Annotated in this window: 18 protein-coding genes; 16 read left to right on the forward strand and 2 right to left on the reverse strand. The window is 70.8% G+C overall.

Annotated elements, in window-relative coordinates:
• Positions 1-19: 19 nt before the first annotated feature.
• Positions 20-490 (forward strand): GNAT family N-acetyltransferase, encoded by a 471-nt coding sequence (locus KM842_RS04715; RefSeq protein WP_216261340.1) that lies wholly within the window; start codon positions 20-22, stop codon positions 488-490.
• Between the two features lie 85 nt (positions 491-575).
• Here the strand turns inward: KM842_RS04715 and KM842_RS04720 are convergent, their stop codons facing one another.
• Positions 576-923, reverse strand: coding sequence for a PaaI family thioesterase (locus KM842_RS04720; protein WP_253206342.1), 348 nt, complete (start codon positions 921-923; stop codon positions 576-578).
• Positions 924-1,084: 161 nt separating this feature from the next.
• Here KM842_RS04720 and polA point away from each other — a divergent pair, with 161 nt between their 5' ends.
• From polA to KM842_RS04795, 15 genes are all read left to right on the forward strand, one after another.
• Positions 1,085-3,757 (forward strand): DNA polymerase I, encoded by a 2,673-nt coding sequence (gene polA / locus KM842_RS04725; RefSeq protein ID WP_216261341.1) that lies wholly within the window; start codon positions 1,085-1,087, stop codon positions 3,755-3,757.
• Between the two features lie 188 nt (positions 3,758-3,945).
• Complete coding sequence (locus tag KM842_RS04730; RefSeq protein ID WP_216261342.1) at positions 3,946-5,625, forward strand: DUF885 domain-containing protein; 1,680 nt, start codon at positions 3,946-3,948, stop codon at positions 5,623-5,625.
• A gap of 194 nt (positions 5,626-5,819) precedes the next feature.
• A complete protein-coding gene (rpsA, locus tag KM842_RS04735) occupies positions 5,820-7,274 on the forward strand; it encodes a 30S ribosomal protein S1 (protein ID WP_216261343.1) in 1,455 nt (484 codons plus the stop codon).
• A 337-nt stretch (positions 7,275-7,611) separates the two neighbouring features.
• Positions 7,612-8,214: a dephospho-CoA kinase gene (gene coaE / locus KM842_RS04740; protein WP_216261344.1), complete on the forward strand. Its 603-nt coding sequence runs from the start codon at positions 7,612-7,614 to the stop codon at positions 8,212-8,214.
• Positions 8,215-8,392: 178 nt separating this feature from the next.
• A complete protein-coding gene (gene uvrB, locus KM842_RS04745) occupies positions 8,393-10,483 on the forward strand; it encodes an excinuclease ABC subunit UvrB (protein ID WP_216261345.1) in 2,091 nt (696 codons plus the stop codon).
• Positions 10,473-11,420, forward strand: a complete 948-nt coding sequence (locus KM842_RS04750; RefSeq protein ID WP_216261346.1) for an SDR family NAD(P)-dependent oxidoreductase — start codon at positions 10,473-10,475, stop codon at positions 11,418-11,420. The genes uvrB and KM842_RS04750 overlap by 11 nt, the downstream gene beginning before the upstream one ends.
• 48 nt (positions 11,421-11,468) lie before the next feature.
• Complete coding sequence (uvrA, locus tag KM842_RS04755; RefSeq protein WP_253206253.1) at positions 11,469-14,477, forward strand: excinuclease ABC subunit UvrA; 3,009 nt, start codon at positions 11,469-11,471, stop codon at positions 14,475-14,477.
• Positions 14,478-16,685 (forward strand): excinuclease ABC subunit UvrC, encoded by a 2,208-nt coding sequence (uvrC, locus tag KM842_RS04760; RefSeq protein WP_253206254.1) that lies wholly within the window; start codon positions 14,478-14,480, stop codon positions 16,683-16,685.
• A gap of 142 nt (positions 16,686-16,827) precedes the next feature.
• A complete protein-coding gene (gene rapZ / locus KM842_RS04765; RefSeq protein WP_216261347.1) occupies positions 16,828-17,715 on the forward strand; it encodes an RNase adapter RapZ in 888 nt (295 codons plus the stop codon).
• Between the two features lie 77 nt (positions 17,716-17,792).
• Positions 17,793-18,773, forward strand: a complete 981-nt coding sequence (whiA, locus tag KM842_RS04770) for a DNA-binding protein WhiA (RefSeq protein WP_216261348.1) — start codon at positions 17,793-17,795, stop codon at positions 18,771-18,773.
• A gap of 288 nt (positions 18,774-19,061) precedes the next feature.
• The gene (gene gap / locus KM842_RS04775) at positions 19,062-20,066 is read left to right on the forward strand and encodes a type I glyceraldehyde-3-phosphate dehydrogenase (protein WP_216261349.1); all 1,005 of its coding nucleotides are present in this window, start codon (positions 19,062-19,064) and stop codon (positions 20,064-20,066) included.
• Positions 20,067-20,070: 4 nt separating this feature from the next.
• Positions 20,071-21,288 carry a phosphoglycerate kinase gene (locus KM842_RS04780; protein ID WP_216261350.1) on the forward strand — a complete coding sequence of 406 codons (1,218 nt, stop codon included), beginning with the start codon at positions 20,071-20,073 and terminating at the stop codon, positions 21,286-21,288.
• A complete protein-coding gene (gene tpiA, locus KM842_RS04785) occupies positions 21,285-22,064 on the forward strand; it encodes a triose-phosphate isomerase (RefSeq protein WP_216261351.1) in 780 nt (259 codons plus the stop codon). The genes KM842_RS04780 and tpiA overlap by 4 nt, the downstream gene beginning before the upstream one ends.
• A 156-nt stretch (positions 22,065-22,220) precedes the next feature.
• On the forward strand, positions 22,221-22,472 hold the full coding sequence (secG, locus tag KM842_RS04790; protein WP_110825023.1) for a preprotein translocase subunit SecG: 252 nt from the start codon (positions 22,221-22,223) through the stop codon (positions 22,470-22,472).
• 1 nt (position 22,473) lies between these two features.
• Positions 22,474-22,836: an RNA polymerase-binding protein RbpA gene (locus tag KM842_RS04795; protein ID WP_110825022.1), complete on the forward strand. Its 363-nt coding sequence runs from the start codon at positions 22,474-22,476 to the stop codon at positions 22,834-22,836.
• Between the two features lie 510 nt (positions 22,837-23,346).
• Here the strand turns inward: KM842_RS04795 and pgl are convergent.
• Positions 23,347-24,117, reverse strand: coding sequence for a 6-phosphogluconolactonase (gene pgl, locus KM842_RS04800; RefSeq protein WP_216261352.1), 771 nt, complete (start codon positions 24,115-24,117; stop codon positions 23,347-23,349).
• Positions 24,118-24,201: the final 84 nt, after the last annotated feature.

Consider the following 24,201-nt stretch of genomic DNA (forward strand, 5'->3'; position numbering starts at 1 on the left):
GACCTGGCAGGGTGGAGCCGTGGACGACGTGGTGATCCGTTCCTCCCGGCCGGAGGACATGCCGATGGTGGCCGACCTGCGCTGGCGGTGGAGCGTGGACGAGGACGGACGGGCCGCGTCGGTGACCCGGGACGAGTACCGCGAGGCGATGACCGCGTTCGCCCGTGAGCACGCCGACTCGCACCGCTGTGTCGTCGCGGAGCGCGACGGGACCGTGCTCGGCATGGCGTGGCTCGCGTTGAACGCCCGTCCGCCGATGCCGCACCGGCCGCGGGGGCGCGTCGCGGCCGAGCTGCAGAGCGTCTACGTGCACCCGGACCTGCGTGGCGGGGGTGTCGCGAGGAGGCTCGTCGCCGCCCTGCTCGACGCCGCGGACGAGGCCGGTGCGGAGCGTGTCGTCGTGCACTCGAGCGTCGACGGCGAGACGCTCTACCGCCGGCTCGGGTTCGGGGACGCGCGCCTGCTGCTGCAGCGGCCGCCGGAGGACTGACGTCCCGGCGTCGGCGGAGGAGCGGCCGGGTGCCGCTGACCCGTCGACGCCGGTGGGACGACGCCGGCCGGACGACGCCGGTGGGTCAGCGGGCGTCGCGGATGATGTTGGTGATCCGCACGGTGGAGCAGCGGCGGCCCTCGTCGTCGGTGAGGACGATCTCGTGCGTCGTCAGGGTCCCGCCGAGGTGGATCGCCGTGCAGGTGCCGGTCACGCGGCCGCTCGTGGCGCTGCGCGTGTGCGAGGCGCTGAGCTCGATGCCGACGGCGTAGCGCCCGGGGCCGGCGTGCACGTTCGCGGCCATCGACCCGAGGCTCTCGGCGAGCACCACGTACGCACCGCCGTGCAGCAGGCCGGCCGGCTGCCGGTTGCCCTCGACCGGGATCGACGCGACGGCACGCTCGGCGCTCAGCTCGGTGACGACCATGCCCATCTTGTCGGCGAGCTGACCCAGCCCGATGTCCTGCGCGGTCGCGAGGGCTCCGGTCGCCGCCGGGGCGGTCTGTTCGTCGGTCACGTCGCGATCGGCCTTCCGCGTGGTGGTCCCGCCCGACCGGGCCGCACCCTGTCGGGGGCCGTCGGTAGGCTGTCCGGGTGTCGGACTCCGCAAAGCCTACCCTCATGGTCATCGACGGCCACTCGCTCGCCTTCCGGGCCTTCTACGCCCTGCCGGTGGACAGCTTCGTGAACCGCGAAGGTCAGCACACGAATGCCATCCACGGCTTCATCTCGATGCTGCTCATGCTCCTGCAGCGCGAGAAGCCGACCCACCTGGCGGTCGCGTTCGACATCTCGCGGTTCTCCTTCCGCACGCGGGAGTACGCCGAGTACAAGGGCACCCGCTCGGAGACCCCGGCGGAGTTCAAGGGCCAGATCCCGCTCCTGCAGCAGGCGCTCGAGGCGATGGGCATCACGACCGTCACGAAGGAGGACTTCGAGGCGGACGACATCCTCGCGACCCTCTCCAAGCAGGGCGCCGACCAGGGCTTCCAGGTCTACGTGGTCTCCGGCGACCGCGACTCGATCCAGCTCGTGAACGACGACGTCACGCTGCTGTACCCGTCGGTCCGCGGTGTGTCCGAGCTCACCCGCTACGACCGCGACAAGGTGTACGAGCGCTACGGCATCGAGCCGCACCAGTACCCGGACATCGCGGCGCTCGTGGGCGAGACCAGCGACAACCTCATCGGCATCGACAAGGTCGGCGAGAAGACCGCGGTGAAGTGGGTCACGCAGTACGGCTCGCTCGACGGGGTGCTCGAGCACGCCGACGACATCAAGGGCGTGGTGGGCAACAACCTCCGCGAGCAGAAGGACCGGGCCGTCCGCAACCGCCGGCTCAACCGGCTCGTCACCGACGTCGAGCTGCCCGTCGGGCCGGCCGACGTCGCCCTCCGACCGATGAACGAAGCGGCGGTGCGCGAGCTCTTCGCGACCCTGCAGTTCCGCACGCTCCTGGACCGCGTGTTCAAGGTCGTCGGCAGCGGCGAGTCCACCGAGGCCACGTCGACCGAGGGCAGCGTCGAGGACGCCGGGCCCACGCCGCCGCCGGTGAAGACCCTCATCGACGAGGAACTCGGGTACTGGCTCGAGCGGAAGGCCGCGGCCGACGCCGAGAACGGCTTCGGCGTCGCGGTGGAGGTCATCGACGGCCGCCTCAGCGCGATCGGCATCGCCACGCACGACGATGCCGTCCTCGTGCCCGGTGGCAGCGGCGCGCAGGACTACGAGCAGCTCGCCGCCTGGTTCGCCTCGGACGCCCCGAAGCACTTCCACGACGCCAAGGCCGCGACGAAGGCGCTCGGGACGGCCGGCTTCACGGTCGCGGGGATCACCGGCGACGCCCGCATCACCGGCTGGCTCGCGAACCCCGGCAAGCAGGGGCAGCCGCTGGCCGACCTCGTCTACCAGGAGCTCGGCGAGGACCTGCCGACGGCGGACCCGAACCAGCTCGTCCCCGAGACCGACCCGGTCAACGTCGGGGTGCACGCCTGGTACGTCCTCCGCGTCACGACGGCGCTGCGGGCCCGCGTCGACCCGAGCTCCCTGACCGTGCTCGACGACATCGAGCTGCCGCTGACGTCCGTGCTCGCGCGGATGGAGACGACCGGTGTCGGCATCGACCGCCCCGTCCTCACCGGGCTCTCGCACGAGCTGGGGGAGCGTGCCGCGGAACTCGCGCAGCAGGCCTTCGCCGAGATCGGGCACGAGGTCAACCTCGGATCGCCGAAGCAGCTGCAGGAGGTCCTGTTCACCGAGCTCGCGATGCCGAAGACCCGCAAGACGAAGACCGGCTTCTCGACCGACGCCGCGAGCCTGGCCGACCTGCAGGAGCAGCACCCGCACCCGTTCCTCGGACTGCTGCTGCAGCACCGCGACGCCACGAAGCTCCGGCAGATCGTCGACACGCTCGACGCCGCCGTCGTGGACGGGCGCATCCACACCCGGTACGAGCAGACGGGCACGAGCACCGGCCGCGTCTCGTCGACCGACCCGAACCTGCAGAACATCCCGGTGAAGACCGCCGTCGGCCGTCGCATCCGGTCGGCGTTCGCCGTCGCCGAGCCCTACACGACGCTCCTCACCGCCGACTACTCGCAGATCGAGATGCGCATCATGGCGCACCTGTCCGGCGACCCGGCGCTCATCCAGGCGTTCAACGAGGGCGAGGACCTGCACCGCTTCGTCGGCGCCCGGGTCTTCGGCGTCGAGCCGGCGGACGTCAGCCCCGAGATGCGCACCAAGGTCAAGGCGATGTCCTACGGCCTGGCCTACGGGCTCAGCGCGTTCGGCCTGTCGAAGCAGCTCCGCATCGAGCAGAGCGAGGCCCGGACGCTGATGACCGAGTACTTTGCGCGGTTCGGCTCGGTCCGCGACTACCTCCGCAACGTCGTCGAGCAGGCCCGTGAGGACGGCTACACCGAGACGATCTTCGGACGCCGTCGGCCGTTCCCGGACCTGAAGAGCCCGAACCGGGTCCTCCGCGAGAACGCCGAGCGCGCCGCACTCAACGCGCCGATCCAGGGGTCGGCCGCCGACATCATGAAGATCGCGATGCTCGGGGTCGATGCCGACCTGCGCGAGGGCGACCTCGGCTCCCGCCTGCTCCTGCAGGTGCACGACGAACTGATCCTCGAGGTCGCACCGGGGGAGCAGGACCGGGTCGAGGAGATCCTCCGCACCCGCATGGGCGGCGCGGCGGACCTCAGCGTGCCGCTCGAAGTCCAGGTCGGCACGGGCGCCAACTGGGAGGCGGCCGCGCACTGACGTGCGCCGCCACCGGACGGGAGGCACGGTGCCGGACGGCGCTGCGCCTCCCGTCCGTCGTGTGGCGGCCCGCAGTGCCGCGCCTCCCGTCCGTGGTGAGGCGGGCCGGTGCTGCGCCTCCCGTCCGTCGCCCGGCGAGGAGGGCCGTCCGCGGCGGGCCGACGGGGGTGGTCGGTAGGGTCGGACGCATGAGCGATGACCGTCCCGTCCGCCAGCCGTCCGCCGTCGACCAGGTCGCCGAGCAGTGGGTCACCACGCTCGTCGACCTCGACCCGACCGTCGCCACGTACATCGGCGTCCCGGGCCGCACCGACTCCTACGGCGACACCTCGCCCGCGGGTGCCGCCGCCCTGGCCGACGCCGCGCGTGCGGCGAAGCGGTCGCTGGACGCGGCCGAGGCCCGCGACGACGTCGACCGGGTGACGAAGACCGACCTCGGCGCCGAGCTCGACCTCACCGTCGACGCGTACGAGCGCCGGCTGCACCTGCGCGACCTGAACGTCATCCAGAGCCCCGCGCAGTCGCTCCGCGACGTGTTCGACCTGATGCCGACCGCGACCCGGGAGGACTGGCAGGACGTCGTCGGCCGTCTGCACGCCCTGCCGGACGCGCTCGAGGGGTACCGCGAGACGCTGCTCGAGGGCACACGCGAGCGGGTGACAGCTGCGAAGCGCCAAGTCGAGCTGATCGCCGAACAGGCCGCACGCAACGGCGCGCCCGACGGGTTCTTCCGGCAGTTCGTCGACGGCGCCGTCCTCGAGGGCGGCGAGCCCGTCCCCGAGCAGCTCCGGGCCGAGCTCGTCCGCGGGTCCGAGGTCGCGGCTGCGGCGTACCGCTCGTTCGGGTCCTTCCTGCAGCATGAGGTCCTGCCGCTCTCCACCGCCGTCGACGCCGTCGGCCGCGAGGACTACGCGCTGCACTCCCGCCGGTTCCTCGGCGCGGTCGTCGACCTCGACGAGACGTACGAGTGGGGGATCGAGGAGCTCGCCCGGATGCGCGACGAGCAGGAGCGCATCGCCGACCGGATCGAGTCCGGCGCGAGCGTGGCCCGCGCGATCGAGGTCCTCGACGCCGACCCGGCACGGGTGCTGCACGGCACGGAGGCGCTGCGTGCGTGGATGCAGGAGACCAGCGACGAGTCCATCCGCGCGATGGACGGCACGTACTTCGACATCGCCGACCCGATCAAGCGCCTGGAGTGCCGGATCGCCCCGACGCAGGAGGGCGGCATCTACTACACCGGCCCGTCGGACGACTTCTCGCGGGCAGGACGCATGTGGTGGTCCGTGCCGCAGGGCGTCACCGAGTTCGGTACCTGGCGCGAGAAGACCACGGTGTACCACGAGGGCGTGCCGGGTCACCACCTGCAGATCAGCCAGGCCGTGCACAACCGCGGCGAGCTGAACACGTGGCGCCGGCAGCTCGCCGGTCCGTCCGGGCACGTCGAGGGCTGGGCGCTCTACGCCGAGCGGCTGATGGAGCAGCTCGGGTTCCTCGACGACGACGGCGACCGTCTCGGCATGCTCGACGGGCAGCGGATGCGTGCGGCCCGTGTGGTGCTCGACATCGGCGTGCACCTGCAGAAGACCAACCCCGACGGCGGCGGCTGGACGTGGGAGTACGCGCTCGATTTCATGGGGCAGAACGTCAACATGGCGCCGGAGTTCGTGCAGTTCGAGGTCGCCCGCTACTTCGGGTGGCCGGGACAGGCTCCGTCGTACAAGGTCGGGCAGCGCGTCTGGGAGTCCATCCGGGACGACGTCGCGGCCCGCGAGGGTGCCGCGTTCGACCTCAAGTCCTTCCACCACCGGGCGCTCGCCCTCGGCGGCGTCGGGCTCGACACGCTGCGGAGTGCGCTCGTCGGCTGAGGCCGACACGCCCGGTTGTGGGCGCCCGTCCCGCTGGATAGACTTGTGCGGCGCAATCCGCGCCAACAACACACATCGCCATGGTGGCTCGCACCGGCTCGACAGGGTGGATTCCCTGCAGGACCGGCCCGCGGACCGGGGGTCGCTCCCTCGCCGCCACGGCCCGACTCATGTCCGTTCGGAGCAATCTCTACATGACAACCACCACGACCAAGGCTCCCAAGCAGGTCGCCATCAACGACATCGGCTCGGCTGATGACTTCCTGGCCGAGGTCGAGAAGACCCTGAAGTTCTTCAACGACGGAGACCTCATCTCCGGCACCGTCGTGAAGATCGACCGCGACGAGGTCCTCCTCGACGTCGGTTACAAGACCGAGGGCGTCATCCCCTCGCGCGAGCTCTCGATCAAGCACGACGTCGACCCCAACGAGGTCGTCAACGTCGGTGACGAGGTCGAGGCCCTGGTCCTCCAGAAGGAGGACAAGGAAGGCCGCCTGATCCTGTCGAAGAAGCGTGCACAGTACGAGCGTGCATGGGGCGACGTCGAGAAGATCAAGGAGTCCGACGGCGTCGTGACCGGTACGGTCATCGAGGTCGTCAAGGGCGGTCTCATCGTCGACATCGGCCTCCGCGGCTTCCTCCCGGCGTCGCTCATCGAGCTCCGCCGCGTCCGCGACCTGACGCCGTACCTCGGTCAGGAGCTCGAGGCGAAGATCCTCGAACTCGACAAGAACCGCAACAACGTGGTCCTCTCGCGTCGCGCCCTGCTCGAGCAGACGCAGTCCGAGTCGCGCACCACCTTCCTCAACAACCTCCACAAGGGCCAGGTCCGCAAGGGCGTCGTCTCGTCGATCGTCAACTTCGGTGCGTTCGTCGACCTCGGCGGCGTCGACGGTCTCGTCCACGTCTCCGAGCTCAGCTGGAAGCACATCGAGCACGCCAGCGAGGTCGTCGAGGTCGGTCAGGAAGTCACCGTCGAGATCCTCGAGGTGGACCTGGACCGCGAGCGCGTGTCGCTCTCGCTCAAGGCCACGCAGGAAGACCCGTGGCAGGTCTTCGCCCGCACCCACGCGATCGGTCAGATCGCGCCGGGCAAGGTCACGAAGCTCGTGCCGTTCGGTGCCTTCGTCCGCGTCGCGGACGGCATCGAGGGTCTCGTGCACATCTCGGAGCTCTCGAACAAGCACGTCGAGCTCGCCGAGCAGGTCGTGTCCGTGGGCGACGAGGTGTTCGTCAAGATCATCGACATCGACCTCGACCGTCGCCGCATCTCGCTCAGCCTCAAGCAGGCCAACGAGGGCGTCGACCCGGAGAGCACCGAGTTCGACCCGGCGCTCTACGGCATGCCGACCGAGTACGACGACAAGGGTGACTACAAGTACCCTGAGGGCTTCGACCCGGAGACCAACGAGTGGCTCGAGGGCTACGACACCCAGCGCGAGGAGTGGGAGCGTCAGTACGCTGCTGCGCAGTCCCGCTGGGAGGCCCACAAGGCCCAGGTCGCGAAGTCGCTCACCGAAGAGGCGCAGGGTGGCTTCGACCTCCCGGCCGCGTCCTCCTCGTTCACGAGCGAGACGACCGGCGCCGGCACCCTCGCCGACGACGCGTCCCTCGCGGCGCTCCGCGAGAAGCTCAGCTCGACCAACTGAGCACCGCTCGGTCGATGACCGAATCGCACTGACCGGAAGCCCGGTCCCGATCGTTCCCACGGGGATGACCGGGGCCGGGCTTCCGGCGTTGCGGGCTCCGGAGGTCGTGGGATGCGGACGTCGTCGTGGGCTGCGGCGGGCGGGCGAGGGCTGGCGTGCTGGGCGGCGTGCTGCGGCGTCGATCGGGGCGGAGCGGGCCATGCGGCGGTGCGGGCTGCAGGCCGTGGGGCGGTGCGGGCCGTGCGGGCTGCGCGGCGGTGCCGGCGGCATCGGCGGAGCTGGCTCGGCGTCCTCGCTCGGGTGGCGTTCGTGGAGCGGTCCGTGCCACGCTGGCGTCGTGCGCATCATCGGTCTCACGGGCGGCATCGCCGCGGGCAAGTCGACGGTCTCGAAGCGGTTCGCGGAGCACGGCGCGGTGGTGGTGGACGCCGACCGTCTCGCCCGCGAGGCGGTCGCCCCGGGTAGCCCGGGGCTGCACGCGGTGCGTGCGCGCTTCGGTGACGCCGTGGTGGACGCCGACGGGTCGCTCGACCGCGCAGCGCTCGGCGCGATCGTGTTCGCGGACCCCGCGGCACGCAAGGACCTCGAGGCGATCACCCACCCCGAGGTGTGGCGTCTCGCCCGGGAACGGTTCGACGCCGCAGCCGCAGCGGACCCCGATGCCGTCGTGGTCTACGACGTCCCACTGCTCGCCGAGGCGTCGGGCACGCGGCCGCTGCGCTTCGACGCCGTCGTCGTGGTGGACGCACCCGCTGCCGTCCGGGTGGAGCGCATGGTGGCGCACCGGGGGATGGCGCGCGAGGACGCCGAGCGGCGTGTGGCGGCGCAGGCGACCGACGCCGAGCGGCTGGCCCTCGCCAACCACGTCGTCGACGCGACGGGCACGGTGGAGGACACGCTCCGCTCGGCGGACGAGGTCTGGGCGCGACTGGTCGGCTGACGCTGCGGACCGTGGCCGCGCCTCCGCAGTGACGTTGCGCGCTGCGTGCTGCACTGTCGGGGACCAGCTGTCGGGGACCGGCCGTCGGGCGGCGGCGCCGGCCGCGGCGCTGCAGGAGCGCTACGCCGTGGGCGAGCAGGGCCGCCGGATGTCAGGGGCCGCGCCTACTGTGGACTCCATGGGAGTTGCCGTAGAGCCCACGCGTGCCATCCGACCCTTCGAGGTCATCAGCGAGTACTCGCCCAGCGGCGACCAGCCCGCTGCGATCGCCGAGCTCGCCGGGCGCATCAACGCCGGTGAGACCGACGTCGTGCTGCTCGGTGCCACCGGTACGGGCAAGTCCGCGACGACCGCGTGGCTCATCGAGCAGGTGCAGCGCCCGACCCTCGTGCTCGCGCACAACAAGACCCTGGCGGCACAGCTCGCCAACGAGTTCCGCGGGCTGCTGCCGAACAACGCGGTCGAGTACTTCGTCTCGTACTACGACTACTACCAGCCCGAGGCGTACGTGCCGCAGACGGACACCTTCATCGAGAAGGACTCGTCCGTCAACGCCGAGGTCGAGCGGCTCCGGCACTCGACGACCAACTCGCTCCTCAGCCGCCGTGACACCGTCGTGGTTTCCACCGTGTCGTGCATCTACGGTCTCGGCACGCCGGAGCAGTACATGAACGCCTCGGTGGCGCTGCACATCGGGCAGACGATCTCCCGCGACCAGCTCGTGCGCAAGTTCGTGAGCATGCAGTACCAGCGCAACGACGTCGACTTCGCCCGCGGCACCTTCCGGGTGCGCGGCGACACGCTCGAGATCATCCCGATGTACGAAGAGCACGCCATCCGCATCGAGATGTTCGGCGACGAGATCGAAGCGCTCTCGTCGCTGCACCCGCTGACCGGCAACGTCATCGACGACCTGCCCGCGGTGTCGATCTTCCCCGCGTCGCACTACGTCGCCGACACCGACGTCATGCACCGGGCAATCACCTCGATCAAGGACGAACTGGCCGAGCGCCTGGCCGAACTCGAGGGCCAGGGGAAGCTGCTCGAGGCCCAGCGCCTGCGGATGCGCACCACGTTCGACATCGAGATGATGGAGCAGATCGGGTTCTGCTCGGGCATCGAGAACTACTCCCGGCACATGGAGGGTCGTGGTCCGGGGGAGGCGCCGCACTGCCTCATCGACTACTTCCCGGACGACTTCCTCGTGGTCATCGACGAGTCGCACGTCACCGTGCCGCAGATCGGCGCGATGTACGAAGGCGACGCCTCGCGCAAGCGCACGCTCGTCGAGCACGGGTTCCGCCTGCCGAGTGCGATGGACAACCGCCCGCTCAAGTGGGAGGAGTTCCTCGACCGCGTCGGGCAGAAGGTGTTCCTCTCGGCGACACCGGGCGAGTACGAACTCGGCATCACCGACAGCGTGGTCGAGCAGATCATCCGCCCCACCGGTCTGGTCGACCCCGAGATCGTCATCAAGCCGAGCGACGGACAGATCGACGACCTGCTCGAGGAGATCAAGCAGCGCTCCGAGAAGGACGAGCGTGTCCTCGTCACCACGCTGACCAAGCGCATGGCCGAGGAACTGACGGACTTCCTCGGGAACGCCGGCGTCCGTGTGCGGTACCTGCACTCCGACGTCGACACCCTCAAGCGCGTTGAGCTCCTGACCGAGCTCCGCCAGGGCGTGTACGACGTGCTCATCGGCATCAACCTGCTCCGTGAAGGGCTCGACCTGCCGGAGGTCTCGCTGGTCGCGATCCTCGACGCCGACAAGGAGGGCTTCCTCCGCTCGTCGACGTCGCTCATCCAGACGATCGGTCGTGCCGCGCGCAACGTGTCCGGTCAGGTGCTCATGTACGCCGACAAGATGACCGACTCGATGAAGCAGGCCATCGAGGAGACCGACCGCCGTCGCGAGAAGCAGGTCGCGTACAACCTCGAACACGGCATCGACCCGCAGCCGTTGCGCAAGAAGATCGCCGACATCACCGAGGTGCTCAACCGCGAGAGCGACGACACGCGCGAACTGCTCGAGCGCCGGGGTGGTGGCGTCCGGGACGGCCGTCGCGCCCCGACGCCCTCCCTGCGCCGCGAGGGCATCGCCGGCGAGGGTGCGACCCAGCTCGAGGCGACCATCGCGGACCTCAACGACCAGATGCTGCAGGCCGCGGCCGAGCTCAAGTTCGAGCTCGCCGCGCGGCTCCGCGACGAGGTCCAGGACCTCAAGAAGGCACTGCGACAGATGGAGGCCGCCGGCCATGTCAGCTGACGCGGCCACGCCCGCCGACCGACCGGCGACGGACGGTCGGCAGCGGACCGTCGTCGTGACCGGGGCCAGCGCCGGGCTCGGGTACCAGGCCGCCGAACAGCTGGCTGCCGCGGGGCACCGCGTCGTCCTCGCGACCCGGAACCCGGAGCGGGCAGCAGCGGCCGAGCGGAGCATCCGGCAGCACGTCCCCGGTGCAGCGCTCGACCACCTGCACCTCGACCTGGCCGACCTCGCATCCGTCCGTGCCGCGGCGACCGAGCTCGCCGACCGCGGCCCCGTGCACGCGGTCCTCAACAACGCCGGCGTGGTCGGGTCCCGAGCACGCCAGTCCACGGCCCAGGGGCACGAGCTCCAGACCGGCACGAACCACCTCGGCCACTTCGCCTGGACGGGCCTGGTCCTGCCGCTGCTGCAGGCGACCGGTGGACGGGTGGTCCACCTCGGTTCGATCTCGCACCGCTGGGTCACGCTGGACCGCCGCGACCCGCTCGGTGCCGGTCGGTACAACGGCTACCGGCAGTACGCGCGGAGCAAGCTCGCGGTGATGCTGTTCGGGTTCGAGCTCGCCCAGCGGCTCGCCGACGCCGGGTCCGCGGTCACGAGCGTCGTGGCGCACCCCGGGCTCGCCCTCGACGCGTTGACACCGCCCCGGCCCGAAGTGACCGTCGCCCGCGAGGAGCCGGCCTGGATCGGTGCCGGACAGCGCTGGGTCGCGCAGGGCAAGGACGCCGGAGCGGTCCCGCTCGTGCACGCCACGACCGGCGACGACGTCCGGTCGGGGGAGTACTGGGGACCCGACGGGTGGTTCCAGCTCCGCGGCGGGGCAGCCGTCGTCCCCGCCGAGCCCCGCGCGCACGACCGGGGCGAAGCGGCACGGCTGTGGGCGGCGAGCGAGGCGGCCTCCGGTGTCGCGTTCGCTCTGGACGCACTCGTCTGAGCCCTCGGGGCGGGCGTTTGTCGGAGCGGGTTCGTAGAATCGTCTGCGATGACCATCACCTCTGACCGCGGAACCGCCATGTCCGACCCGGACGACTTCGACGAGCCCTCGGACCTGCACTTCCCCGGCGGCACGGCACCACACGACACGTCGACGCTGAGCGTCCGTGGCGCGCGCGTGCACAACCTCCGGGACGTCGACCTCGAGATCCCGCGGGACTCGCTCGTCGTGTTCACCGGGCTGTCCGGTTCCGGCAAGTCCTCGCTGGCGTTCGACACGATCTTCGCCGAGGGCCAGCGGCGCTACGTCGAGTCCCTGTCGGCGTACGCCCGTCAGTTCCTCGGACAGGTCGACCGGCCGGACGTCGACTTCATCGAGGGCCTGTCGCCCGCCGTGTCGATCGACCAGAAGTCGACGAACCGCAACCCGCGGTCGACCGTGGGCACGATCACCGAGGTCTACGACTACATGCGTCTGCTCTGGGCGCGCATCGGCATCCCGCACTGCCCCGTCTGCGGCGAGGTCATCAGCAAGCAGAGCGTGCAGCAGATCGCCGACCAGCTCATGACGCAGGAGTCCGGCACCCGCTTCCAGGTCCTCGCGCCCATCGTCTCGAAGAAGAAGGGCGAGTTCGTCGACCTCTTCCAGGAGCTCGCGGCGTCCGGGTACGCGCGTGCGATCGTCGACGGGGAGCGCGTCCAGCTCAGCAACCCGCCGACGCTCAAGAAGCAGGTCAAGCACGACATCTCGGTCATCGTCGACCGCCTCGTCGCCGGGGACGACATCCTCGGACGGCTGACCGACTCGCTCGAGACGGCGCTCCGCCTGACCAACGGCACGGTGGCGATCGACCTCGTCGACCACGAGGGCCCCGGCGCGGTCCGGCTCTACTCCGAGAACCTCTCCTGCCCGAACAACCACCCGCTGGCGCTCACCGAGATCGAGCCGCGGACGTTCTCGTTCAACGCGCCGTTCGGTGCCTGCCCGGAGTGCTCGGGCCTCGGCACGCGCATGTCGGTGGACCCGGACCTGGTGCTCGGCGACCCGGAGGCATCCCTCGCCGACGGTGTGCTGCTGCCCTGGACCGGGACGAGCGGCCTGTACTCGTACTTCGAGAAGCTGCTCGCCGGTCTCGGCAAGGAGCTCGGCTTCCGGCTCGACACCCCGTGGAACCAGCTGCCGTCGTCCGTGCAGGCGGCGATCCTGACCGGCAAGGACTTCGAGGTCTCGGTCTCGTGGAAGAACCGGTTCGGCCGTGAGATGCGCTACACGAGCGGGTTCGAGGGCGTCATGCCCTACATCGAGCGGAAGTTCGCCGAGGCCGAGACCGACTCGCAGCGCCAGCGCTTCCAGGGCTACCTGCGCGAGGTGCCCTGCCCGGTCTGTGACGGCACCCGCCTCAAGCCCGAGGTCCTCGCCGTGACGGTCGACGGCCGCAGCATCGCCGACGTCACGGACATGGCGCTCGACGACGCCTACGGCTTCATGAACGAGATCACCCTGACCACGCGTGAGGCGCACATCGCGGCAGCGGTCCTGCGCGAGATCCGGGCACGACTCGAGTTCCTGCTCGAGGTGGGCCTCAACTACCTCACCCTCGCGCGCGGGGCGGGCGGGCTCTCCGGTGGCGAAGCGCAGCGCATCCGGCTCGCCACGCAGATCGGCTCGGGGCTCACGGGTGTGCTCTACGTCCTCGACGAGCCGAGCATCGGTCTGCACCAGCGCGACAACCGTCGTCTCATCGACACCCTGGTCAAGCTGAAGGACCTCGGCAACACGCTCATCGTGGTCGAGCACGACGAGGACACCATCCGGACCGCGGACTGGGTCGTCGACATCGGACCGGGCGCGGGCGTCAACGGCGGCAACGTCGTCCACTCGGGCTCCTACGCCGACATGATCGAGAACCGCGAGTCGATCACGGGCGACTACCTGGCCGGGCGGCGGGCGATCGAGATGCCGGCCGAGCGCCGGAAGGTCAACCGCAAGCGCGTCATCACCGTGCAGGGTGCCCGGGCGAACAACCTCAAGGACGTGGACGTCGACTTCCCGCTGGGCGTCTTCACCGCGGTCACCGGGGTGAGCGGCTCCGGCAAGTCGACCCTGGTCAACGACATCCTGTACAAGGTGCTCGCCAACCAGCTCAACGGTGCCCGGCACATCGCGGGCAAGCACACCCGGGTGAAGGGCCTCGACCAGCTCGACAAGGTCGTGCACGTCGACCAGGCCCCGATCGGGCGCACCCCGCGCTCGAACCCGGCCACGTACACGGGCGTCTTCGACCGGATCCGCCAGCTGTTCGCCGAGACGCAGGAGGCGAAGACCCGCGGCTACCAGCCCGGACGCTTCAGCTTCAACGTCAAGGGGGGCCGCTGCGAGAACTGCTCCGGTGACGGCACGATCAAGATCGAGATGAACTTCCTGCCCGACGTCTACGTCGCGTGCGAGGTCTGCGGGGGTGCTCGCTACAACCGCGAGACGCTGCAGGTGCACTACAAGGGCAAGAGCATCTCCGAGGTCCTGGACATGCCCATCAGCGAGGCGGCCGAGTTCTTCGAGCCGATCTCCGCGATCCACCGGTACATGCAGACCCTCGTCGACGTCGGGCTCGGCTACGTCCGGCTCGGTCAGAGCGCGACGACCCTGTCCGGTGGCGAGGCGCAGCGCGTCAAGCTCGCGACCGAGCTCCAGCGCCGGTCGAACGGCCGCACCGTGTACGTGCTCGACGAGCCGACGACGGGTCTGCACTTCGAGGACGTGCGCAAGCTCCTCCTCGTCCTGCAGAGCCTGGTCGACAAGGGCAACACCGTCATCACGATCGAGCACAACCTCGACGTCATCAAGTCGGCGGATTGGCTCATCGACATGGGCCCCGAGGGTGGTTCGGGCGGTGGCACGGTCCTCGCGACGGGCACCCCGGAGCACGTCGCCGACGTCCCGGAGAGCCACACCGGTGTCTTCCTGCGCGAGATCCTCGACGCGCAGGACGCCCGGGTCGGCAAGGAGCGGTCGGTGGGCGCACGCCGGGCAGGTGCAGAGAAGGCAGGTGCTCGCTAGGTGGCAGACACCGTCCCCTGGCGCCCCAAGGCGGGGGAGATCCCGACCGACCCGGGCGTCTACCGCTGGCGCGACGGAACCGGCCGGGTGCTCTACGTCGGCAAGGCGAAGAACCTCCGCGCGCGACTGAGCAACTACTTCGCGCCGCTGCCGACGCTGCACGAGCGCACCCGCCGCATGGTGCTCACCGCGAGGAGCGTCGAGTGGACCACGGTCGGCTCCGAGATCGAGGCGCTGCAGCTCGAGTACACCTGGATCAAGGAGTTCGACCCGCCCTTCAACGTCAAGTTCCGGGACGACAAGTCGTACCCGTACATGGCGATCACGATGGCCGACGAGGCGCCGCGGGTGATGGTGACCCGCAACCGGAAGATCAAGGGCGCGAAGTACTTCGGGCCGTACCCGAAGATCTGGGCGGTGCACGACACCATCGACCTGATGATCAAGGTCTTCCCGATCCGGACGTGTTCCGAGTCGTCGTACAAGCGCGCCATGCAGACGGGCAAGCCCTGCTTCCCGGGCCAGATCGGCAAGTGCGGCGGTCCGTGCTCGCAGCGCGTGACGATCGAGGAGCACCGTGCGCTCGTCGAGGAGTTCGTCCGGTTCATGGGCAGCTACGACCGCCGGGTGATCACGCGCCTCCGGCAGCGGATGGCGGCCTCCGCCGACGCGATGGAGTACGAGCAGGCCGCTCGGTTCCGCGACCAGGTCGAGGCGCTGGAGGCCGTGCTCGAGAAGTCCGCCGTCGTGCTCAAGGACTCGGTCGACCTCGACCTGTTCGGCATCGCCGAGGACGAGCTCGCCGCCGCCGTGCAGCTCTTCTCGGTCCGTGGCGGCCGCATCCGCGGTGTCCGCGGCTGGGTCGTCGACAAGGAGCTCGACATCAGCACGGGCGAGCTCGTCGAGCAGATCGTGCAGGGCGTCTACGCCGACGGGGAGCTCGTCACCTCGGCGAGTGCCGACCCGACGCCCGGTGTGGCGAACGACGGGCCGCCCCGCGAGGTCGTCGTGCCGGCGCTGCCGGACGACGCCGAGGCGCTCCAGCAGTGGCTCAGCGACCGCCGGGGTGGCCGCGGCACGAAGCTCAGCACCGCCCAGCGCGGCGACCGCGCCGGTCTCGCCCGGACCGCCTCGCAGAACGCCCAGCAGGCGCTCATGCTCTACAAGACGAAGCGCTCGGCCGACTACACCACGCGCGCCGCCGCCCTCGCGGACATCCAGGAAGCGCTCGGCATGACCGAGGCGCCGCTCCGGATGGAGTGCTACGACATCTCGCACCTGCAGGGCACGAACGTCGTGGCGTCGATGGTCGTCTTCGAGGACGGCCTGCCGCGCAAGGACCAGTACCGTCGCTACACGATCGCCGAGACCACCGACGACACCGACAGTATGTACCAGGTGCTCACCCGGCGCCTGGCCCGGCTGGACGAGGACGCGGCGGTCCCGGACGTGCCCGACGTCACGGGCGACGACGTGGTCGAGGGGTCGAAGCCCACGAAGCGCTTCGCGTACCGCCCGCAGCTCCTCGTCGTCGACGGTGGGCAACCGCAGGTCGCGGCGGCGAAGCGAGCACTCGACGAGGCCGGAGTCCGTAACATCGCCCTCGTCGGCATCGCGAAGCGGCTGGAGGAGCTCTGGCTGCCGGACGACGACTTCCCGGTGATCCTGCCGCGCAACTCCGAGGCGCTGTTCCTCATCCAGCGCCTCCGTGACGAGGCACACCGCTTCGCCATCACCCACCAGCGCACGCGCCGCAAGCGGGACGTCCGCTCGCAGCTGTCCGAGATCCCGGGGCTCGGTCCGAACCGCGTGGCAGCACTGCTCAAGCACTTCGGGTCGGTCGCGCGCCTGCGCCAGGCCACCGCGGAGGAGGTCGCCGAGGTCCCGGGCGTCGGGCCCGCGACGGCGGCGGCGGTCGTCCGGAAGCTGACGACGGTCCCCGCCGACGCCCCGGAGACGGACAGCGTCGCCAGCCCCGCCAGTGCAGCCAGCCCCGCCAGTGCAGCCAGCCCCGCCAGTGCGGCCGGCCCCGCCAGCCCCGCGGGTGGCGTCGGTCCCGACGGTGACGGTGTCCCGACGGGCGCGCGCTTCGGCTCGCCCGGTGCGTCCGCACCGTCGGTCGGGGACGGCAGTGACGGCGACCGACGGACGGGAGGCCCGGTGCGCGTCCCGCAGGCGACCCCCGACGGGCCGCACCTGCCCGCATGACGGCCCCACGGGCCTCCCGGTCGGACGATAGCCTGGTCGCGGACCGGCGGCGCGAGCCCGACCGGACCGTGTGCCGGCCCCATCCGCGCTCGAACCGGCCGGGCGACCCGCCCGGCCCCACCACGACGGAGCTCCTTCGCAGATGACCGACACCACCTCGCAGCAGCAGCACGACGTCCTCATCGTGACGGGCATGTCCGGCGCCGGCCGGTCGACCGTGGGGAAGGCGCTCGAGGACCTCGGGTGGTACGTGGTCGACAACCTGCCGACCCAGATGCTCGGTCCGCTGACCGATCTCGCCGACCGCGCAGGGGAGTCGATCCCGAAGATCGCTACCGTCGTCGACGTCCGGGGCGGGCGCTTCTTCACCGACCCCGAGCACGCCGTGCAGCAGCTCCGCGAGAGCACGAGTGCCCGCGTGCGGGTGCTCTTCCTCGAGGCCACCGACCAGGTGCTCGTCCGCCGTTTCGAGCAGGTGCGTCGCCCGCACCCGCTGCAGGGCGAGGACACGCTGCTCGACGGGATCGCCCGGGAGCGCACTCGGCTGCTCGGGCTGCGCGAGGCGTCCGACATGATCATCGACACCTCCGACCTGAACATCCACCAACTCGCGAACGCCGTGACCGAGAAGTTCGCCGAGGACCGGTTCGTCGGCGTGCAGGTCACGCTGATGAGCTTCGGGTTCAAGTACGGACTGCCGGCGGACGCGGACATGGTGGCCGACGTGCGCTTCATCCCGAACCCCTACTGGGTGCCCGAACTCCGGCCGCACACGGGGCTCGACGAGCCCGTCTCCGACTACGTCCTGCAGCAGTCCGGAGCGCGTCAGTTCGTGGACCGGTACGCCTCCGTCCTCGAGCCGGTGTTCGAGGGGTACCAGCGGGAGAACAAAAGACACGCTACGATCGCCATCGGCTGTACCGGCGGCAAGCACCGTTCGGTCGCCATCGTCGCCGAGCTGGCGAGCCTCCTCCGCGGGATGCCCAACGTCGCCGTGCGTGTGAAGAACCGAGATCTCGGCCGGGAGTGACCGTCCCACCGGCCGCCCCACACGCGTGCGCCCCGGGACCGCAGAACCCCACCCCGAAGAACGTAAGGAATGATGCCGTGCCGTTGACTGCCGAGGTGAAGGACGAACTGGCCAGGGTGGTCGTCAACCGGAACACGGTCCGCGCTGCCGAACTCGCGACCGTGCTCCGGTTCGCGGGGGGCCTGCACGTCATCTCCGGCCGGATCGCCGTCGAGGTCGAACTCGACACGCGGATCATCGTGCACCGCGTCCGCAAGGACCTCGCCGAGCTGTACGGCGTGCGGAGCGAGGCGTCCGTCGGGTCGACCGCGTCCTCCCGCCGGGGGACCCGCTACCTCGTCCGCGTGCTCGAGGCCGGCGAGACGCTGGCGCGGCAGACCGGGCTCATGGACGCCCGACGTCGCCCCGTGCGCGGCCTGCCGAACCGCCTGACCACCGGCACGCGCGAGGACCTGGCCGCCATCTGGCGCGGTGCCTTCCTCGCCTCCGGCACGCTGACCGACCCGGGCCGTGCCGCCGCGCTCGAGGTCACCTGCCCGGGCAACGAGGCCGCCATGGCACTCGTCGGGGCCGCCTCCCGTCTCGGGATCGCCGCGAAGGGCCGCGAGGTCCGCGGCGTGCACCGCGTCGTCATCCGCGACGGCGAGGCCATCGGGCAGATGCTGACCGCGATGGGCGCCGCCCGCACGACGGCCGACTGGGAGGAGATGCGCCAGCGCCGCGAGGTGCGCGCCACCGCCAACCGCCTGGTGAACTTCGACGACGCCAACCTCCGTCGCTCCGCGCAGGCCGCCGTCGCCGCTTGCGCCCGGGTCGAGCGTGCGCTCGAGATCCTCGGCGACGAGGTGCCGGACCACCTGCAGTACGCCGGGGCCCTGCGCCTCGAGCACCGTGACGCCTCGCTCGACGAGCTCGGCCAGCACGCCGACCCGCCCATGACGAAGGACGCGATCGCGGGGCGCATCCGCCGCCTCCTCGCCATGGCCGACAAGCGCGCGACCGACCTGGGCATCCCGGGCACCGAGGCGAGCGTCCCCGAGGAGCTCGAAGGCGCCTGACCCCGCCCGGCCTGACCCCGCCCGGCCGGACCCCGGCCGGCGTACCCCGGCGACAGCCGGACCCCGGCTGTCGGAGCCGCTCGACCACCGGACCCCCTCGACCACCGCGCACGACCCACACGGGCCGTCGTCATCCAGGTGGTCCGAGGGGGTCCGACTGCTAGGGTCGAGGCGGCGACGTCACGGGCACATCGTCCACCACACGTGGGTCGGCCGTCGTCCCGTACGACACCTCCACACTCCGAAAAGCAGCGCTCCCGAGGCGCTCCACACTCAACAGGAGATCCATTGACCGTCAAGATCGGTATCAACGGCTTCGGCCGGATCGGCCGTAACTTCTTCCGCGCCGCTCTGGCCAAGGGCAGCGACCTCGAGATCGTGGCGGTGAACGACCTCACCGACAACGCCGCACTCGCGAACCTGCTCAAGTACGACTCGATCACCGGCAAGCTCGGCGTCTCCGTCGAACTCGACGGCGACAACATCGTCGTCGACGGCAAGGCCATCAAGGTCCTCGCCGAGCGCGACCCCGCCAACCTCCCCTGGGGCGAGCTGGGCGTCGACATCGTCATCGAGTCGACCGGCTTCTTCACCAAGGCAGCCGATGCGCAGAAGCACATCGACGCTGGCGCCAAGAAGGTCATCATCTCCGCGCCGGCGACCGGTGACGACGTCACGATCGTCCTCGGCGTGAACGAGGACACCTACGACGCGGCGAACCACCACATCATCTCCAACGCCTCGTGCACCACGAACAGCCTCGCGCCGCTCGCCAAGGTGTTCCACGACGCGTTCGGCATCGAGCGTGGCCTCATGACCACGGTCCACGCCTACACCGCCGACCAGAACCTGCAGGACGGCCCGCACAAGGACCCGCGTCGCGCCCGCGCCGCTGCCCTGAACATCGTCCCGACCTCGACCGGTGCGGCGAAGGCCATCGGCCTGGTCCTCCCGGAGCTGGCCGGCAAGCTCGACGGCTTCGCCCTCCGCGTCCCGGTCCCGACCGGCTCGATCACGGACCTCACGCTCGAGACCAAGGCGGACGTCACGGTCGACGAGATCAACGCCGTCTACAAGGCCGCGGCCGAGGGCCCGCTCAAGGGCATCCTGCTCTACAGCGAGGACCCGCTGGTGTCGACCGACATCACCACGGACCCGCACTCCTCGATCTACGACTCCGGCCTGACCAAGGTCATGGGCAACCTCGTCAAGATCACCTCGTGGTACGACAACGAGTGGGGCTACTCGAACCGCCTGGTCGACCTGACCGAGTTCGTGGGCGAGAAGCTCTGACCTGATGGCTCTCCGCACCCTCGAGGACCTCGGCGACCTCGCCGGCAAGCGCGTCGTCGTCCGTTGTGACCTGAACGTCCCCCTGCGGGACGGCACGATCACGGACGACGGCCGCGTGCGGGCGTCGCTCACCACGCTGAACACGCTGATCACCGCCGGCGCGCGCGTGATCGTCGTGTCGCACCTCGGTCGGCCCGACGGCTCCCCGGCACCCGAGTACTCGCTCGCGCCGGTCGCCCAGCGGCTGTCCGAACTGCTGGCCAAGCCGGTCACCTTCGTCGGCGAGACCGTCGGCGACGAAGCGACCGCGGCTGCCGAGGCCCTCGAGGACGGTGACGTCCTGCTGCTCGAGAACCTCCGGTTCAACCCGGAGGAGACCTCGAAGGACGCCGCCGAACGCAGTGCCTTCGCGGAGCGCATCGCCGCCCTCGGGGACGCCTTCGTCTCCGACGGCTTCGGTGTCGTCCACCGCAAGCAGGCCTCGGTCTACGAGCTCGCGGCGGCGCTGCCCAGCGCGGCCGGTCAGCTCATCGAGCAGGAGCTCGCCGTCCTCGAGCGACTGACGAAGGACCCGGAACGGCCGTACACGGTCGTCCTCGGCGGGTCCAAGGTCAGCGACAAACTCGGGGTCATCGACCACCTCCTGCCCCGCGTCGACACGCTCTGCATCGGCGGCGGCATGCTCTTCACGTTCCTCGCGGCCCAGGGCCACGGGGTCGCGAAGTCGCTGCTCGAGCAGGACCAGCTCGACACGGTCCGCGAGTACCTGTCCCGCGCAACCGAGCTCGGCGTGACGATCGACCTGCCGACCGACGTCGTGGTGGCCTCCGGGTTCGCCGCGGACGCCGAGCACGAGACCGTCGCAGCGGACGCCATCGAGTCGTCCTCGTTCGGCGCGGACGGCATCGGCCTCGACATCGGCCCGGAGACGGCCGAGCGGTTCGCCGCAGCGGTCTCGTCGTCGAAGACGGTGTTCTGGAACGGCCCGATGGGCGTGTTCGAGTTCCCGGCCTTCGCCGCCGGCACGAAGACCGTCGCCAAGGCGCTGACCGAGGTCGACGGCCTCGGCGTCGTCGGCGGTGGCGACTCCGCCGCCGCGGTCCGTTCGCTCGGGTTCGCCGACGACCAGTTCGGCCACATCTCGACGGGTGGCGGCGCGTCGCTCGAGTTCCTCGAGGGGAAGTCGCTGCCCGGCCTCGAAGCACTGGGGTGGAGCGCATGACCCGCACACCGTTCATCGCCGGCAACTGGAAGATGAACCTGGACCACCTCCAGGCAATCGCGACCGTGCAGAAACTCGCCTGGACCCTGAAGGACGCACGGCACGACCACGCGGACGTCGAGGTCGCGGTGTTCCCGCCCTTCACCGACCTCCGCAGTGTCCAGACGCTCATCTCGGCCGACAAGCTCCCGATCGCGTTCGGCGCGCAGGACCTGTCCCAGTACGACTCCGGTGCCTACACCGGGGACGTCTCGGGGGCGTTCCTCGCCGCGCTCGACGCGAAGTACGTCATCGTCGGTCACTCAGAGCGACGCACCATGCACGGTGAGACCGACGAGGTCGTCGCCGCGAAGACGGCAGCGGCCGTCAAGCACGGGCTCGTCCCGGTGGTGTGCGTCGGCGAGACCGGCGAGCAGCGAGAGCAGCGTGGCGCGGGCGTCGTCCCGGTCGAGCAGCTCCAGGTCGTCCTCGGCGCCGTCTCCCCGGCGGAGATCGTCGTCGCGTACGAGCCCGTCTGGGCGATCGGCTCCGGGCAGGCCGCCACGGCGGAGCAGGCGCAGGAGGACTGCGCAGCGCTCCGTCGAGGCATCGCGGCCGCCTGGGGCGACCAGGCCGCGGCGGACACGCGGGTGCTCTACGGCGGCTCCGTGAAGTCCGGCAACATCGCCGGGTTCCTCCGTGAGCCCGACATCGACGGCGCGCTCGTCGGTGGCGCCTCGCTGGACGTCCAGGAGTTCGCCGCCATCGCGCGCTTCCAACAGCACGTCGGTCTCTAGACCAGCACCGGACGAGGCGCGACGGGTCCTGCCCGTCGCGCCTCGTGCCGTGTGGCCCGGGCCGCGCCCCGGGCACACCACGCCCCACCCGGGTCCCGAGCGCCCTCCGCGCGACCGGTATACTCGGATGGCTGACTGACACACGAAAGGTACGTCGTGGCGATACTCTCCGTCGTGCTGCAGGTCCTGCTCGCGATCACGAGCCTCCTGCTCACGCTCCTCATCCTCCTGCACAAGGGTCGCGGTGGCGGCCTCTCCGACATGTTCGGCGGTGGTGTGACGAGCAACCTCGGGGCATCTGGCGTCGCCGAGCGCAACCTGAACCGCATCACCGTGATCCTCGGGCTCCTCTGGATCTCGAGCATCATCGTGCTCGGTCTCATCAACAAGTTCACGGCAGGGAGCTGACATGGCATCCGGAGGAAGCGCAATCCGCGGGTCGCGCGTCGGCGCCGGCCCGATGGGCGAACAGGACCGTGGCGTCCAGGCCGAGCGCGTGGCGATCTCGTACTGGGACGCGATGGGCAACGAGGTGGTCCGGTACTTCGCCGCGAACCTCCCCGACGAGGAGATCCCCGAGACGGTCGACTCGCCGTCCACCGGGCTCCCGGCCGGGCGCGACAAGGAGAACCCGCCGCAGGTCGCGAAGACCGAGCCCTACAAGACGCACCTCGCCTACGTGAAGGAGCGTCGCACGGAGGAAGAAGCCGCGCAGCTCCTCGAGGACGCGCTGCAGCAGCTCCGCCAGCGTCGCGGCACGGCCGCCAAGTAGCGGTCAGACGTCCGAAGGCCCCCGCTCCATCAGGAGCGGGGGCCTTCGTCGTCGGCGGATCAGCCGAGCCGTCAGCGCGGCGCGGCGTCGCGCGCCCGGTGGCCTCCTCGCGGCCTGCGGGGTCGCACGACGCGCCGTCGTCGTTCCGTCGAGGTCGCACGGAGTGCCGTCCGCGGGCGCGTGAGGCGGCACTTCGTGCGACCTCGGCCGACCGCGGGCCGGGCGGCGGGCCCGAGGGGTCGCACGACGTGCCGCCGTCGTTCCGCCGAGGTCGCACGGGCTGCCGCCCGGGGGCGCAGGAGGCGGCACTTCGTGCGACCTCGGCCGACCGCGGGCCGGGCCGGCGGCCCGCGACCGGGCCGGCGGCCCGCGACCGGGCACGGCCCGCGACCGGGGAGCGGCCCGTGGTCGGCGCCGCTCGCCGGACACAGCCCGACGACGGACGGGAGGCCCGGTACCAGCTGGTACCGGGCCTCCCGTCCGTGCAGTCACCCGCAGGCGACCCGTGCGTCAGTACGTCGACGCGATGAGGTTCTCCGGGACGTCGCGAGCGGCGACCTGGTCGACGAAGAAGACCGTGCGCTTGCGGCCCTGCACGCCGCCGACCGGGACCTCGTCCACCGAGGCGCCGGCGAGGGCGAGCCCGAGCACGGACGCCTTCTCGGCACCGGACAGGATGACCCAGACTCGCTGCGACGCGTTGATCACCGGGTAGGTGAGCGTCAGTCGCTGCGCCGGCGGCTTGGGGGAGTCGTCGACCGACACGACCATGCGGTCGGTGATGCGCAGCTGCGGGAACTCCGGGAACAGCGACGCCGTGTGGCCGTCGGGCCCGACTCCGAGGAGCGTGATGTCGAAACGGGGTGCGTCGGCGGAGTCGGGCGCCGCGTCGTGCAACTCGCGCTCGTACTGCGTGGCTGCCTCGTCGATGGTGAGCCCGGCGTCGGACGGCGCCATCGGGTGCACGTTCTCGGCGGGGATGGCCACGTGCTCGAGGAAGTCGGTCTGCGTCCCGGTGATGTTCCGGTCGGCGTCACCTTCGGGGACCCAGCGCTCGTCGACCCACCACACGTGCACCTTCGACCAGTCGACGCTCTCCTGCGCCTGCGACTGCCCGATCGCCGCGAGGACGAGGGTGGAGACGGAGCCGCCGCTGATCGCGATGTCCGCGCGCCCCTGCTCGTCGACGACGTCGATGATCTTCGTGATGAAGCGTGCGGCGACGGAGGCGCCGAGGGCCTGCTTGTCGGGGTGCACCAGCACCCGCCGTTCGTTGGTCACGTGACTCCCGTGTTCGTGATGCGGTCACCGGTGTGACCGCGGTCGGTCCGGCCGGCCGTCCGGCCCACGCGGCCCGCCGGAGCA

The organism is Curtobacterium sp. L6-1 (assembly GCF_018885305.1).
Taxonomy (GTDB): Bacteria; Actinomycetota; Actinomycetes; order Actinomycetales; family Microbacteriaceae; genus Curtobacterium; species Curtobacterium aetherium.

Excerpts from the sequence above, each read along its gene's own strand:
- KM842_RS04720 (WP_253206342.1), bottom strand. The coding sequence starts at position 923 with ATGGGCATGGTCGTCACCGAGCTGAGCGCCGAGCGTGCCGTCGCGTCG.
- KM842_RS04730 (WP_216261342.1), top strand. The coding sequence starts at position 3,946 with ATGAGCGATGACCGTCCCGTCCGCCAGCCGTCCGCCGTCGACCAGGTC.
- rpsA (WP_216261343.1), top strand. The coding sequence starts at position 5,820 with ATGACAACCACCACGACCAAGGCTCCCAAGCAGGTCGCCATCAACGAC.
- uvrB (WP_216261345.1), top strand. The coding sequence starts at position 8,393 with ATGGGAGTTGCCGTAGAGCCCACGCGTGCCATCCGACCCTTCGAGGTC.
- KM842_RS04750 (WP_216261346.1), top strand. The coding sequence starts at position 10,473 with ATGTCAGCTGACGCGGCCACGCCCGCCGACCGACCGGCGACGGACGGT.
- uvrA (WP_253206253.1), top strand. The coding sequence starts at position 11,469 with ATGACCATCACCTCTGACCGCGGAACCGCCATGTCCGACCCGGACGAC.
- rapZ (WP_216261347.1), top strand. The coding sequence starts at position 16,828 with ATGACCGACACCACCTCGCAGCAGCAGCACGACGTCCTCATCGTGACG.
- KM842_RS04780 (WP_216261350.1), top strand. The coding sequence starts at position 20,071 with ATGGCTCTCCGCACCCTCGAGGACCTCGGCGACCTCGCCGGCAAGCGC.
- tpiA (WP_216261351.1), top strand. The coding sequence starts at position 21,285 with ATGACCCGCACACCGTTCATCGCCGGCAACTGGAAGATGAACCTGGAC.
- KM842_RS04795 (WP_110825022.1), top strand. The coding sequence starts at position 22,474 with ATGGCATCCGGAGGAAGCGCAATCCGCGGGTCGCGCGTCGGCGCCGGC.